The sequence below is a fragment of the Marinobacter sp. JSM 1782161 genome, from assembly GCF_011421605.1.
GTDB lineage: Bacteria > Pseudomonadota > Gammaproteobacteria > Pseudomonadales > Oleiphilaceae > Marinobacter_A > Marinobacter_A bohaiensis.
The window spans coordinates 2491136-2505330 of sequence record NZ_WSSA01000002.1; the positions used below are offsets into that span (position 1 = coordinate 2491136).

Genomic DNA, 14195 nt, shown 5'->3' on the forward strand with positions numbered 1-14195 from the left:
CCAAACATTGCAGTGGTAATGCCTTCTGCTGAATAACCTTAAATCGGCAATGTGAGCGCCGCCACTCTGGTTGCGGCTTTAGTAAAGGTGTTTCTGGAACCCCACAAACACATCCCGAATATTGCCAACCGGCCCCAGCTCCCGAACAGCATCCCCCACTGAATAATACTTGAGCTCAATCAGATGGGGCAGCTTCCCAAGGTCCAGCTCCCCGACACCCCGCTCCACATAGTGGTTCAGCACAAACTTCAAGAACTCCTGCTGGCGATAATCGTAGGATCTGAAGATCGCCTCCCGATGTGACTCCACACGTTCGGCGCGAGTGACCGGCGCCCGGTTGAACGCGATGTAGGCCAGCACATCGTAAATATCGCTCTTGTCAGCATCGATCATCTTGCCGATGGCCTGAAGCTGCTCAAAGCCATAGCCTTTCTCTTCCAGGCCTTCCATCAACTTCTTGCGGGTATCAGGGCGACTCCAGATGTCCCGCAACTTGTCTTCGTCGGCAAACCAGGCGGGAAAATCGCCATAGAGTCTTTTGATAAAATCCTGAGCGGACATGGGTTTGCCGTCCGGACTCCAGAAGCTGGTAGCGCTCATGTGCTGAATGGTGCGCTCCTTGCCGTCCGCCAGTTTGACCTTCACTTTCTGACGTTTCTGGCAAACGCACGGATGCTCGCCACAGTCCCGGCAGGGTTCCGGCGGTTCCTCCTCGCACACGCAGGGCCTCTGTTCACAGACGGAGCAAGGCTTGGGTGGCGTGACGACGCATTGGCAGGGAATTTCACCGCATTCGGCACAGGGCTCCGGGGCAATCGGCTCGCCATCCCATTCCGGATCGTTGAAGTGCTCGTAAGCCTTCACGAAGTCGTAGATGGTGAAGTAGTCCTTGCCGTCGAACAGACGCGTGCCCCGTCCGATGATCTGCTTGAACTCGATCATCGAATTGACCGGCCGCATCAGCACGATATTGCGCACGTTGCGGGCATCGACGCCGGTGGACAGTTTCTGCGAGGTCGTCAGGATGGTGGGAATGGTTTTCTCGTTGTCCTGGAACTGCCGGAGGAAACGTTCACCTTCCGCGCCATCATTCGCCGTCACCCGTTCACAGTAGTGCGGGTCGGCGCTGATTTTCATGCGGTTGATCAGGTCACGCACCGCCAGCGCGTGTTCCTGGGTGGCGCAGAACACCAGGGTCTTCTCCCGCTGGCCGATCTGATCCATGAACACCTGCACCCGATACTTCTCCCGCGCCTCGATTTCAATAACACGGTTAAAGTCCGTCTCGGTGTAGCGACGCCCCTCTTCGATCTCGCCCTCAATCACGTCGTCGTCCGAGGTGTAGACGTAATCGTCGACGGTGGTGGCGATCTGCTTGACCTTGAAAGGCGTGAGGAAACCGTCGTTGATGCCTTCCTTCAGGGAATAGATATACACCGGCTCGCCAAAATAGGCGTAAGTGTCGGCGTTGTGATCCCGCTTGGGTGTAGCCGTCAGACCCAACTGAACCGCGGGACTGAAGTATTCCAGGATGCCACGCCAGTTGCTCTCGTCATTCGCCCCGCCCCGGTGGCATTCGTCGATGATGATGAAGTCGAAGAAATCCGGCGGGTAGTCGCCAAAGTTGGGTGCGGGATCGCCGTTCTCGTCCCGGCCGGTCATGAAGGTCTGGAAGATGGTAAAGAAGAGACTGCCGTTCTTCGGCACCCGCCCTTTCTTGCGGATGGTTTCCGGGTCGATCCGCACCAACGCGTCCTGAGGAAACGCGGAAAAGTCGTTGAAGGCCTGATTGGCGAGGATGTTGCGATCCGCCAGGAAAAGGATGCGCGGCTGACGCCCCGGCTCGCCGGACGCCTGTGCGGAACGGCTCCAGCGGGCATGGAAGAGTTTCCAGGTAATCTGGAAGGCAATCGCTGTTTTACCCGTACCGGTCGCCAGCGTCAGCAGTACCCGGTCCCGGCCGTCGGCGACCGCTTCCAGCGCCCGATTGATGGCATTGTGCTGGTAGTAACGAGGCTCCCAGAAGCCGCCCTTATCTTCGAACGGCACAGCCCCGAAGCGCTCGCGCCACAGGTTCTGCTCGGCGAATGTTTCCGACCAGAGTTCTTCCGGCGAGGGATAGCGATCGACCGGGCCTTCCTGCCCGGTGGACAAATCGACCCGATAAATACCATCGCCATTGGTGCTGTAGGCAAAGCGGGCCTGCAGTCGCTCGGCATAGCGTTTGGCCTGAACCAGCCCTTCGGTTGCGGGCAACGCGCGTTTCTTCGCCTCGATCACCGCCAGCTTCTGGCCTTTGTAGATCAGGACGTAGTCGGCAATATCCGATCGGGCACGCCGCCCACCGCCTTGCAGTCGTCCCGGCGCGATCACCTCCTCGCGTCGAATGCGACTGGCGTCCACCACACCCCAGCCGGCGTTCTTCAGCGCGGGGTCAATCAGTTCAGCGCGGGTTTCGGCTTCATTGAGTGTGGCGTGGCTCACTCGCCCTCCCAGGCCAGCATGTTCATGATAAGACGGATCATGGTGTCTTTGTTTTTCGGGTCGGACTCGGCCACCAGCAGCGTCAGGGCGGCCAGCCCTACATCGTTGATCACCGGTTCTCCGGCGGCATCCAACAGGCGACCGTTGCGGTGGAGGAAATCCACAAACAGAAAAGCCGCGCTACGCTTGTTACCGTCGGAGAACGGGTGGTTCTTGATCACAAAGTACAACAAATGTGCCGCCTTTGCCTCCATACTGGGATAAGCCGGCTCGCCGAAGACCGTCTGGTCCAGGTTGCCCAGCAAGGAATCCAGACCATCGCCCCGGTCGCGTGCAAACAAGTCCGTCGCCTCGCCCCGGGCGATCAATTCGGTTTTCAAGCCATCCAGTGCGGACCGCGCTTCAGCCAGCGAAGGCAGCGTACCGCCAGCCTGGGCCTGAGGTTCCGTCAGCAAGCCTTCGTCGTAGCGCTGCAACAGCAGGAAGGTTTGCGCGTATCGGCTGACAATGTCCACCAGCCCGCGGCTGCTGTCGTTATCCAGCGCGGGGCTCTGGGCGGCCCTCCGCACCAGGGTCAGGGCGGCCTCCAGTTCCTGGGCGTTTTCCTCCAGGCGCTGGCGATTCAGGGTCCAGCCCTGAGTGAGGTGGTCGCGGAGAACCCGTGTCGCCCAGATCCGGAACTGGGTGGCCCGAGCGGAACTGATCCGGTAACCCACTGAAATCACGGCATCCAGGCTGTAATGCTTGCGCTTACGCTTGACGGCTCGACCACCCTCCGATTGAACTTGTAAGAAATCCTTACAAGTTGCCTCCTCGGCCAATTCCCCCTCGCCATAGATGTTCTTCAGGTGCATCGTGATGTTCTGGGGCTTCACATCAAACAGCACGCCCATCTGGGCCTGGGTGAGCCAGAGGGTTTCCTGATCGGCGTCCAGCCGCACTTCCACCGCCTGATCGGCGTTTTCGTAGATGACGATGGGGGTGTTTTGGTTTTCAGTCATGCAAGTTCTTCATCCTTGAAGGCTTAACCAAAGCGGACCACTGCATGGATTATAGTTGCGCTCATGCCACCGCCTCGTCGACTTCCTTTTCGGTTAAGTCAGCTGTAAGTTCACCGGAAAAGGCTTTTTGCAACAGTGATTGCTTGAGTTCACTCAAAACCAGCAACTTCCTTTCATAGATAGACTCAATGTTTCGGAGGAGCACCCTTAGCTCCTGAACATCTTCGACTATCTGTTGCTGAACAACTAACGGGGGAAAAGGAAACCTTTCCTTCTCGAAAGTCCCTAAGTTTATATTATCTTGGGCGCTCCCTTTCCCCTTGGCCTTTAGCACAGATTTGACGGATTGAAGCAGGAATTCAACATATGAATTTGACGCAACTGTCTGATCAACGACTAAACCAATGACGCTATCTGGGAAACACGCATCGAAATCTAGAACTCCAGTTTCAGCGATATTAGCGGCGATAGTGATGCAAATCGTTCCTCGCGGCCACAATTTGCTTTGAGCGAGTCCTTTCTCGTTATATGTCTTTGAGTATCCCGTTATGAAATGATCCGAACGTCGAACATCCCCAGTTTGAATAAATGGATACCCGCCACCGTAAAGTTCTGGATCATTTCTAGGGCGGTGCTTCGATTTACCTCTTCCATAATCTTTACATACTTCTTTTAGAGTCAGTTCACGCCAGTCATCACGGCGCTTACCAAACACCGAATTCAAATAACTCTCAAACAACTCCCGAGCATTGGCGAGGTTCTTTTCGGTGTTGGCGATCGCCGCGTCGATGCCTGCGAAGGCTTCATCGAGGATGGCGACGATGCGTTTTTGTTCCGCTATGGGGGGCACCTCCAAAGATCTCTGCTCCATTGAGGTCTTCGTAATATGAACCATTGTGGTTCCGGCCCCCTGTTCTTTTTTTATCCTCTCTTTATCCCATTCAAACCAATAGAAAAGGAAAGCTTTGTCTACTTGGCTTTCATCGTGGTTAATCTTCCAAATGTGGTAGTGGTAGATAGCTTTTCCACCTTCCCAAATTCTTGGACCAAACGATGCCGACCATGCGTAGAGCAAATCGCCAGTGTCACAATACTTCTCATCTGGAAGTTCGAGATCCGAGTAATACCATGCACGATTGGTAAAAAAATTGCCGACTCTAAGAACGGGATAAAGGCCGCTCCCAAGCAGCTCAGATTTTTTGTATGCTCTGCCATTAATGAGGCTGCTTACATCTCTTAGCTTCTTTTTGGCCCAGCCTTGCTTCATAACATCCCCCGAATCCCTTCCAGAATGGCCTCACTTTCCTTGTCCAGCGTCTCGATCTCATTAATGATCACTTCCGGATCGCGTAGCGGTTCTTCCTCAGCCTTGTTCGGGTTCTTTACGGACAGATCGTAGGTTTCCTCATCCACATCGCCGACGCTGACGAGCCAGGCATTCTCAGAGCCCTCAAAGTTCGCCTGCCGGGTCACGAAGTCTGTCAGATCATCATCATTCAGCGGGTTGGTCTTACCCAAACTGCGACCGGGGTCGAGCTGGTAGTACCAGATGTTCTGCGTGGGCGCGCCCTTCTCGAAAAACAGCACCACGGTTTTCACGCCCGCCCCGAGGAACGTGCCGCCGGGGCAGTCGAGAATGGTGTGCAGGTTGCAGCTTTCAAGCAGCTCTTTGCGCAGGGCTCGGGAGGCGTTGTCCGAGTTGGAGAGGAAGGTGTTCTTGATCACCACTGCCGCCCGGCCGCCTGCTTTCAGGTACTTGATGAAATGCTGCAGGAAGAGGAACGCCGTCTCGCCGGTCTTGATCGGGAAGTTCTGCTGGATTTCCTTGCGCTCTTTGCCGCCGAAGGGCGGATTGGCCAGGATGACCTCGTAGCGGTCTTTCTCCTGGATATCGCTCAGGTTCTCGGTCAGGCTGTTAGTGTGGACGATATTAGGCGTCTCGATGCCGTGCAGGATCATGTTCATGATCCCGATCACATACGGCAGGCTCTTTTTTTCCTTGGCGTAGAAGGTCCGGGTCTGCAGCGTTTCCAGATCTTCCGTCGAGAGATTCTGACCGGAACGCAGGTAGTCGTGAGCCTCACACAGGAAACCCGCCGATCCCGCTGCGGCGTCGTAGATGCGCTCGCCGATGCGGGGTTTCAGCACCTGGATCATGGCGCGGATCAGCGGGCGTGGCGTGTAATACTCGCCGCCGTTACGCCCGGCGTTGCCCATGTTACGGATCTTGGCCTCGTAAAGGTGGGACAGCTCGTGCTTCTCCGCCTGGGAACCGAAACTCAGACTGTCCACCAGTTCCAGCGCATCGCGCAGGCTGTAACCGCTGGCGAACTTGTTGCGGATCTCGCCGAAGATTTCCCCGATCTTGTATTCGATGGTGTCGGTGCCCGACGCCCGCTCCTTGAAGCCATGCAGATACGGGAACAGGTCGAAATTGACGTACTGGATCAGGTCGTCGCCGGTCAGCGCGTTATCGTGATCGAACTCGCCATCGGCTGTTTTGGGTGCCGCCCAGCGGGACCAGCGATGCGCCTTGTCGATGATGAAATCGTAGGTCTGGCCTTGCAGCTCCGCTTCCTGGGAGCGCTCGAACTCCAGATCGTCCAGATACTTGAGGAACAGCATCCAGGAGGTTTGTTCGGTGTAGTCCAGCTCGGTGGCACAGCCCGCCTCTTTCCAGAGGACGTCATCGATGTTTCGGAAGGTTTGTTCGAACATGGGGTTCCTGATTCGCTCACTGATGGCGCATTGAGTCCGCCGTAAAATGCGCCTTATTTTGAACGAATAGAACGCCAATCACTATGCCGATTGGCTGACTGACATCAAATGGAGCCATTCGATACCTGACTTTGCCGAACAAAGCGTTAATGACTGCCTCAATCGGCGAGGGGATGTTTCTGAGAGAAGGCCCCGGACCGAACCACCCACGTCATGTACAACACCAACAACACCCCACCCATCACCGCAAACGCCACGGTGAAATTCGCCACGTCCGCCAGGAAGCCGATCAGCACGGGCCCCAGCATCTGGGCGCCACGGTTGCCCATCAGGCGGGTGGCCATGGACGCAGGGCGCTGTTCGGGCTGGACGCTTTCCGAGAGGATGACCATGGACAGCGGCTGGGAGATGCCGCCGGCAACCCCGATGATCATGGCCAGCACCACCAGCAGCGCGTAGTGCTCGCCCGCCAGGCCGGTCACGGTCAGCGAGCCGGTGATGAGCACGATGCAGATCAGGATCGCCCGGTTGCGGCCGCCACACAGGTCGATGATGCGGGACATGGCCAGCCTCACCGCCATGGACGAAATGGCGCGGATGCTCAGCAGCAGGCCGATGGAGCTGGCCGCCAGGGACAGGGACTCCAGGTACACCGGCAGGAAGCTGGAGTGGATGCTCAGGACAAACAGCGCCGTGACGGTCAGCATGATGGACGTCTGCATGCCGGGGTTGCTGCGCAACAGGCGCCACTGGTCGCGATAGCGGGCTTTCGACCGCGCCGCCTTGCCGCTGCGGCGGACCTCCCGGGAAAAGAACAGCGCGCCGACGGCGGAGATCAGGGGCACGAACACGATGGCCGTCAGGGACGCGTCCACCGAGAAATGATCGATCAGGAACCCGGACAGGATCGGCCCCAGCAGTTGCCCGCCGGAAAGGCAGGTGGTGTACCAGCCAAAGAACTGTTCCAGCCGCTTGCCGCTGGCCAGGCTGGAAACCACAGTCTGCGCCGAGATGATCAGCACCATGTTGGCCAGCCCAACAATGGCCTGGGTAGCGAACAGACTCGGCACCGACGGCAGCAGCAGCGTAACGCCCGGGCCCACCGCCATGCCCAACGCCCCGGCGATGATCATCTTCTGGCAGCCGATCCGCGACACCAGACCGCCCATCGGGATGGCCAGCAGCATGGGCAGCACATAGGGCGCGGAAATGATCACCCCCACCAGCGACGGCCCCACACCCAGCTCGATCGCCTTGAACGGCACGGCCAGCACCAGCATGGTGTTGGCCAGGATCGCTGCGGTCAGGCAAAGGCTGACCACGACCAGATTTCGCAACGCGTTCGGGGCAACCGGGTGGTCCGGGGCGGGGGTGGCTTCCGTCGTCATCGATAATGGGGTCCTTGCGCGGGTGACTGGCGCCTCCTGTCAGTAGAACACTACTGATGAGGGCGCGAATGGCAGTACGCCATTGTAGTGGGCCGGATCGTTCGTGTATCTACGTGATTGGGCGACTATCGCAGGCGATCACCCGGAGGGCATCGGGACAGGGCGGTGCGAAACCCGGTTCGAGGCTGGCGCCCCGGACGGGGCGCCAGCCGGCTTACCACTCGACGGCAATCTTACCGAAGTGGCCGCCGCTTTCCTGGTAACGGAAGGCGTCCGCCAGCTCCGCGAACGGGAAGGTCCGGTCGATGACCGGGCGGATGCCGGTCTGGTTGAGCGCCGTCACGTAGTCCTGCTGATCACGCCGACTGCCGACGATCAGCCCCTGCAGGCGCGCCTGCTTGGCCATCAGCAGGCCGGTGGGGATATCGCCCTGGCGACCGGTGAGGACGCCGATCAGGGAGATGTGACCGCCCACTCGAATCGCCTGGAACGACTGCGCCAGCGTGCCGGGGCCGCCCACTTCAACGATGTGATCCACACCGCGGCCACCGGTCAGCTCCAGGACTTTCCGGCCCCACTCGGGCTCGTCGCGGTAGTTGATCACCTCGTCCGCGCCCAGCTCGCGAACGCGCGCCAGCTTGGCATCGGACGACGACGTGCTGATCACCCGGGCGCCCATCGCCTTGGCAATTTGCAGCGCGGCGATCGACACGCCGCCGGTCCCCAGCGTCAGCACCGTGTCGCCGGCCTTGAGCTGGCCGTCCACCACCAGGGCGCGCCAGGCCGTCAGGCCCGCGGTGGTGATGGTGGCGGCTTCGGCGTGGCTCCAGCCGTCGGGCGCATGGGTGAACGCGGTGGCCGCACGCACCACGTGAGTGGAGGCAAAACCGTCGATCCCGTCGCCCGGCGTGCCCGCAAAGTTACCCACCTGCGGATTGGGAGCGCCGTCCGGCCATTGCGGGAAGAAGCCGGACACGACGTGATCCCCCACGCGGAATTCCGTCACGCCCTCACCCACGTCTTCCACCACGCCTGCACCGTCGGACATCAGCACGCGCCTGTCGTCGGCGGGAATGTTCCCCTGGGCCACCAGCAGGTCGTGGAAGTTGAGCGAGCTGGCCTTGATGGCGACGCGGATCTCGCCCGGGCCCGGCGTGCCGGGATCGTTGGATTCAGCCAGTTCAATACGATCCAGCCCGCCCGGGGCATTCAATACCATGCTCTTCATGATTCGCAATCCTCCTTCGCCGTGTGCGACCGAACCATCCGGTCGATGCCACAGACTTGGCGACGCGGCCCGGCAGGATCAAGGTGGGCAACTTGCCCATTCCTGCCTTCTTGTTGCCAGCGCCTGCTTCAGGCCGCGATCAGGCTCTGGTCCGGGTTGTCCGGCCACTGGGACAGCACGTCGAAACCGGTCTCGGTCACCGCCACCATGTGTTCCCACTGGGCTGACAGGGAGCGGTCGCGGGTGACTACGGTCCAGTCGTCGCGCAGGGTGCGCACATGGCGACGGCCCAGGTTGACCATGGGTTCGATGGTAAAGATCATCCCCGGCTTCAGCGCCAGGCCCTTGCCCGGGGTGCCGTAGTGCAGGATCTGCGGCTCGTCGTGATACACCTGCCCCACGCCGTGGCCGCAGTACTCGCGCACGATGCTGAAACCGGCGTCTTCCGCCACCGTCTGGATGGCGTGACCGATGTCCCCCAGGGTCGCGCCCGGGCGCACGATGCGGATGCCCGCGCACATGGCCTCGTAGGTAACATCCACCAGGCGCCGTACATGGGGCTTGGGCTCGCCGACGAAATACATGCGACTGGTGTCGCCGTACCAGCCGTCCTTCACCACCGCGATGTCGATGTTGACGATGTCGCCTTTCTTCAGGCGCTTGTCCGACGGGATGCCGTGGCACACCACATGGTTAACGGAGGCGCAGACGGTCTTGGGAAAGCCGTGGTACCCGATGTTGCCGGGGATGGCTTTCTGTACGTTGACGATGTGATCGTGGCAGATGCGATCCAGCTCGTCGGTGGTCACCCCCGGCTGCACGTAAGGCGTGATCATGGCCAGGACCTCCGCAGCCAGTTGCGCGGCGGCCCGGGACTTCTCGATGTCTTCCGGCGAGTGGATCTTGATGTTCGACGTCATGACTGGCCTCCTGCGGCCGCAATGGGTTCCGGCTGGGATGAATCGGTATCGGAACCCAGCAGCGACGCCATATCCAGCCCGCCCGCACGCTCGGCCCGCACCAGCATCCGGCTGATGTCGTGATGGGTCAGCTCCGGATAGAGCTCCGCCAACATGCCCACCCGCATCCAGTGCTCGGCCTGGGCGTTGATGGACCGACACAGGGCCCCGCTGGCGACCCGCAGGTTCTCATGCATCTGTTCCGAGATCTTGACGATACCCACTGATACGCTCCGTATACGATTCATAGATTGAACGCATACTAACGACCGGATCCTGTGTCGGCAATACGGGCTCTCGCGGACGGGCCACCAAGCGCTATCCTTGTGACATCCCCACATTTCCAACAACGACAACGACAACAAGAGGAAACCACCCGTGAACAGCAACGCCGTGACCATTGAGGGCCAGGGCCCGGTCTGCACCATCGTCCTCCATCGCCCTGAATGCCGGAACGCGGTGGACGGCCCCACCGCCAACCAACTGCGCCAAGCTTTCGAGTCGTTCGAAGCCAACGACGCCTGGCACGTCGCGGTGCTCTGGGGCGCCGGCGGCACTTTCTGCGCGGGCGCGGATCTGGCGGCCATGGGCGATCCGCAAAGGCGGAACGAGATCGAGCCGGAAGGCATTGGCCCGGGCCCCATGGGGCCGACCCGCATGCGTTTCTCCAAACCGGTCATTGCGGCGGTGAGTGGTCACGCAGTGGCGGGCGGTCTGGAACTGGCGCTGATGTGCGACCTGCGGGTGGCGGAGCGTTCGGCCGTGTTCGGCGTATTCTGCCGGCGCTGGGGTGTGCCACTGATCGACGGTGGCACGGTGCGCCTGCCCCGACTGATCGGCCATTCCCGGGCCATGGACATGATCCTGACCGGTCGTCCGGTGGACGCGGACGAAGCGCAGCAGATGGGGCTGGCCAACCGGGTGGTGGCCGACGGCACGAGTCGGGAAGCCGCCGAAACGCTGGCCCGCGACATCGCCCGTTTTCCCCAGCGCTGCCTCAACGTGGATCGCGCGTCCGCCTGCGCGCAGTGGGACCTGTCCCTGGCCGAAGCCCTGCAACTGGAAGGCGCCGGCGGCTACCCGGTGGTGTTCGAGGAAGCCCTGGCCGGCGCCGAGCGCTTTGCCGGAGGTGCCGGCCGGCATGGGCGGTTTGAGGAAACGTAGTGCCCTACTTCGTCGCCGGTAGAATGCACCGGCGCACCTCCTCAAGCATCACATTGCGACTTTCGACCTTTCTCGTGACCAGAGAGAAACGAATGGTCGGTGCGGCGTCATCCAGCGGAAAAACGTTAACCCCCGCCAAAGCGTCCATATCACCGTCGGGGACGATAACCACCGCGGCGCCGAATCCTGAAGACACCATGGCGGTTACTGCCTGGAGTGACTGCAACTCAATCGCCGGAGCCGGAGCCTGGAAGTATTCGTCGGCGATCTTGCGGGAAAGCTTGCCCAGCATGGAAGCGCGATCATAGCCAACCCAGGGGAGTTCCGTCAGAGTCGACGGATCCCCGTCGTAGATTACCGCTTCAGGCGTAATCAGATAAAAGGGTTCGTCACGGATCAAGTTCCACTCGAGTTGCTTTCGCCGTGCCATTTCCGGCTCAGCCACAACCGCACCGTCCAGCTCGCCCGTTTTCACCGACTCGATCAGCTTCTGGGAACGTCCCGGTATGCAGTTGATCGTGATTTTATGACCCCGTTCACGTAATTTCATGAACAGACCCGGAAGAACGATCGGTTGCATCAGCCCCACAATGCCCAGCTTGATACTCCCCTCCAGAAAGCTGGCGTTACCGTTCTTGAGGTTGACCAGATACTTGACCACAGGCGCCATGTTGGTACTCAGCTCAAGCGCGAACAGGGTCGGCTGGACGTTCTGGCCGGTACGGTGAAACAGCGCCTGACCAAAGTACTTTTCCAGCGACTTGATCTGCATGCTCACGGCGCTCGGTGTCACATGGACTTCCCTGGCGGCCATGGCAAAACTGCCGGTTTCGATCACTTTCTGCAGGGTAATGAAGAAATCTATTTTCATAATGCGCTCTCGAACGAGACTGCGATCAGGCCAGGTTCTCGAGCTCTCCTTCGCTCAGGACCCACTCTCTGAAAAGATTAACGATTTCGTCGTCCTTGCGGTGGTCGGGCAACGCGAAATAGTAACCGCCCCGGCTCTGGAAACTGTGCGACACCGGAACAACCAATTGCCCGGAGGCCAGTTCCCGTTCGATCAGGAACGGCGGAATCAACGCGATCCCCATGCCATGAGAAGCCGCCTCGGCCAGCATTGTGAACAACTCGTAGCGTTGGCCGGACATATCCCGTTCCACACGCATGTCGAGTGAACGGAACCACTCCCGCCACGCATACGGTCGCGTGGTTTGCTGCAACAGGGGGTAACGCAGGATCTCATCATAGGCTAGCGCCTTCTTGGGGGCGATCAGATCGGGGCTGCAAACCGGAACCGGCCGCTCGTGCATGAACAGGGTCGTCCGCGTCCCCGACCAGTTGCCATCGCCAAAATAGATGGCTGCATCGAATGGTGTATCCGAAAACAGGAAGGGCCGGGTTTTGTTGGTCATGTTGACAGTGATGTTGGGGTAAAGCGTTTTGAATCTGCGCAGCCTCGGGATCAACCAGCGTGTGCCGAACGTCGGCACCACCGCCAGCTCAAGGGCGTTTTCAGTGCCGTGATTCCCCATGACGGAGAGCGTGTCGCGCTCGATCTCATTGAGCCGCTGGGCAACCAGGCGATGATAATTGTAACCGGCGTCCGTCAAACGCACGCCCTGGCGGCCACGGCGGAACAGCTTGACGCCGAGGAACTCCTCGAGCGAGGCGATCTGGCGGCAGATGGCGCTCTGGGTCAGCGACAGCTCCTGCGCCGCTTCGGTGAAGCTGACGTGACGCGCCGCGGCTTCAAACCCCATCAGGACCGTCGTACTGGGCACCTTACGGCGCATGATATGGCTCCCGGCGAGCGATACACGCTCTGCAACCTGAATTTATGAAATGAGTTTTTTGCACAATGAAATGAAATATTATCGTTTGAGTCAATCCTCGTCGATTCACTATTATTCCCTGAACCAATAATAAAGCGCGCTCCCGCACTGCGAGATACATCTCCAACAACTCTAAATGTGAGGTTACCGAATAATGAGCCGCCCCAACGCCGAGTTTGACTGGTACAGTCCCCTGCTGCTGGACGATCAGCTTGAGGAAGAAGAACGCATGGTGCGGGATACCGCCCACAACTACGCCCAGGACAAACTGGCCACCCGCGTCCTGGAAGCCTTCCGCCACGAGAAGACCGACCCCGAGATCTTCCGGGAAATGGGCGAACTGGGCCTGCTGGGCGCCACCATTCCCGAACAGTACGGCGGTGCCGGCCTCAACTACGTGTCCTACGGCCTGATTGCCCGCGAAGTGGAGCGTGTGGATTCCGGGTATCGTTCCATGATGAGCGTGCAGTCGTCCCTGGTGATGGTGCCGATCAACGAGTTTGGCTCGGAAGAGCAGAAGCAGAAATACCTGCCCAAGCTGGCCAGCGGCGAATGGATCGGCTGTTTCGGCCTGACCGAACCCAACCACGGTTCCGACCCCGGCAGCATGGAAACCCGCGCCAAGAAAGTGGACGGCGGCTACAAGCTCAGCGGCAGCAAGATCTGGATCACCAACAGCCCGATCGCTGACGTCTTCGTGGTCTGGGCCAAGACCGAGGACGGCAAGATCCGCGGCTTCATCCTGGACAAGGGCATGAAAGGCCTGAGCGCCCCGGCGATCCACGGCAAGGTGAGCCTGCGTGCGTCCATTACCGGCGAGATTGTGATGGACGAAGTCTTCGTGCCGGAAGAGAACATGTTCCCGGAGGTCACAGGCCTGCGTGGCCCGTTCACCTGCCTGAACTCTGCACGCTACGGCATCGCCTGGGGCGCCCTCGGTGCCGCCGAATTCTGCTGGACCGCGGCCCGCCAGTACGTACTGGATCGCAAGCAGTTCGGCCGCCCGCTGGCCGCCAACCAGTTGATCCAGAAGAAACTGGCGGACATGCAGACGGAAATCACGCTGGGCCTGCAGGGCTGCCTGCGTCTCGGTCGCATGAAGGATGAAGACAAAGCCGCGGTGGAAATCACCTCACTGATGAAGCGCAATTCCTGCGGCAAGGCGCTGGACATCGCCCGCACCGCCCGCGACATGCTTGGCGGCAATGGTGTGTCCGATGAGTACGGCGTGATCCGCCACATGGTGAACCTGGAAGCGGTCAACACCTACGAGGGCACCCACGACGTACACGCCCTGATCCTGGGACGTGCCCAGACCGGCATCCAGGCGTTTACCGGCTAAACGGCCCTTACCCTTCCTACAGCGCCCGGGCCAACCGGCACGGGCGCTTATCCCTCTGCCTGCGATGGAGGAAAGC

The 14195-nt window shown here is 59.9% G+C and carries 12 protein-coding genes; 2 read left to right on the top strand and 10 right to left on the bottom strand.

Going from position 1 to position 14195, the window contains the following annotated elements; all coding sequences use genetic code 11:
- Nucleotides 1-78 precede the first annotated feature (78 nt).
- From hsdR to GQB00_RS11215, 8 genes are all read right to left on the bottom strand, one after another.
- Nucleotides 79-2484 (bottom strand): EcoAI/FtnUII family type I restriction enzme subunit R, encoded by a 2406-nt coding sequence (hsdR, locus tag GQB00_RS11180; RefSeq protein WP_165856263.1) that lies wholly within the window; start codon nt 2482-2484, stop codon nt 79-81.
- Nucleotides 2481-3485, bottom strand: coding sequence for a RhuM family protein (rhuM, locus tag GQB00_RS11185; protein ID WP_165856264.1), 1005 nt, complete (start codon nt 3483-3485; stop codon nt 2481-2483). The genes hsdR and rhuM overlap by 4 nt, the downstream gene beginning before the upstream one ends.
- A 61-nt stretch (nt 3486-3546) precedes the next feature.
- Nucleotides 3547-4752, bottom strand: a complete 1206-nt coding sequence (locus GQB00_RS11190; RefSeq protein ID WP_165856265.1) for a restriction endonuclease subunit S — start codon at nt 4750-4752, stop codon at nt 3547-3549.
- On the bottom strand, nt 4749-6203 hold the full coding sequence (locus tag GQB00_RS11195) for an N-6 DNA methylase (RefSeq protein WP_165856266.1): 1455 nt from the start codon (nt 6201-6203) through the stop codon (nt 4749-4751). The genes GQB00_RS11190 and GQB00_RS11195 overlap by 4 nt, the downstream gene beginning before the upstream one ends.
- Nucleotides 6204-6361: 158 nt before the next feature.
- Entirely contained in the window at nt 6362-7591 is a 1230-nt protein-coding gene (locus tag GQB00_RS11200; RefSeq protein ID WP_165856267.1) for an MFS transporter, read from the bottom strand.
- 214 nt (nt 7592-7805) lie between these two features.
- Entirely contained in the window at nt 7806-8819 is a 1014-nt protein-coding gene (locus GQB00_RS11205) for a zinc-dependent alcohol dehydrogenase family protein (protein WP_165856268.1), read from the bottom strand.
- Between the two features lie 128 nt (nt 8820-8947).
- Entirely contained in the window at nt 8948-9739 is a 792-nt protein-coding gene (gene map, locus GQB00_RS11210; protein ID WP_165856269.1) for a type I methionyl aminopeptidase, read from the bottom strand.
- The gene (locus GQB00_RS11215; protein ID WP_111493692.1) at nt 9736-10002 is read right to left on the bottom strand and encodes a ParD-like family protein; all 267 of its coding nucleotides are present in this window, start codon (nt 10000-10002) and stop codon (nt 9736-9738) included. Before GQB00_RS11215 ends, map begins: the two co-directional genes overlap by 4 nt.
- Nucleotides 10003-10156: 154 nt before the next feature.
- Here GQB00_RS11215 and GQB00_RS11220 point away from each other — a divergent pair, with 154 nt between their 5' ends.
- Nucleotides 10157-10942: a crotonase/enoyl-CoA hydratase family protein gene (locus tag GQB00_RS11220; RefSeq protein WP_165856270.1), complete on the top strand. Its 786-nt coding sequence runs from the start codon at nt 10157-10159 to the stop codon at nt 10940-10942.
- Between the two features lie 4 nt (nt 10943-10946).
- On the opposite strand, the gene GQB00_RS11225 is transcribed toward GQB00_RS11220, so the two are convergent.
- Complete coding sequence (locus GQB00_RS11225; RefSeq protein WP_165856271.1) at nt 10947-11813, bottom strand: LysR family transcriptional regulator; 867 nt, start codon at nt 11811-11813, stop codon at nt 10947-10949.
- A 25-nt stretch (nt 11814-11838) separates the two neighbouring features.
- Entirely contained in the window at nt 11839-12738 is a 900-nt protein-coding gene (locus GQB00_RS11230; protein WP_165856272.1) for a LysR family transcriptional regulator, read from the bottom strand.
- A 193-nt stretch (nt 12739-12931) separates the two neighbouring features.
- Between GQB00_RS11230 and GQB00_RS11235 the strand changes: the two genes are divergently transcribed.
- On the top strand, nt 12932-14119 hold the full coding sequence (locus tag GQB00_RS11235) for an acyl-CoA dehydrogenase (protein WP_111493684.1): 1188 nt from the start codon (nt 12932-12934) through the stop codon (nt 14117-14119).
- Nucleotides 14120-14195: the final 76 nt, after the last annotated feature.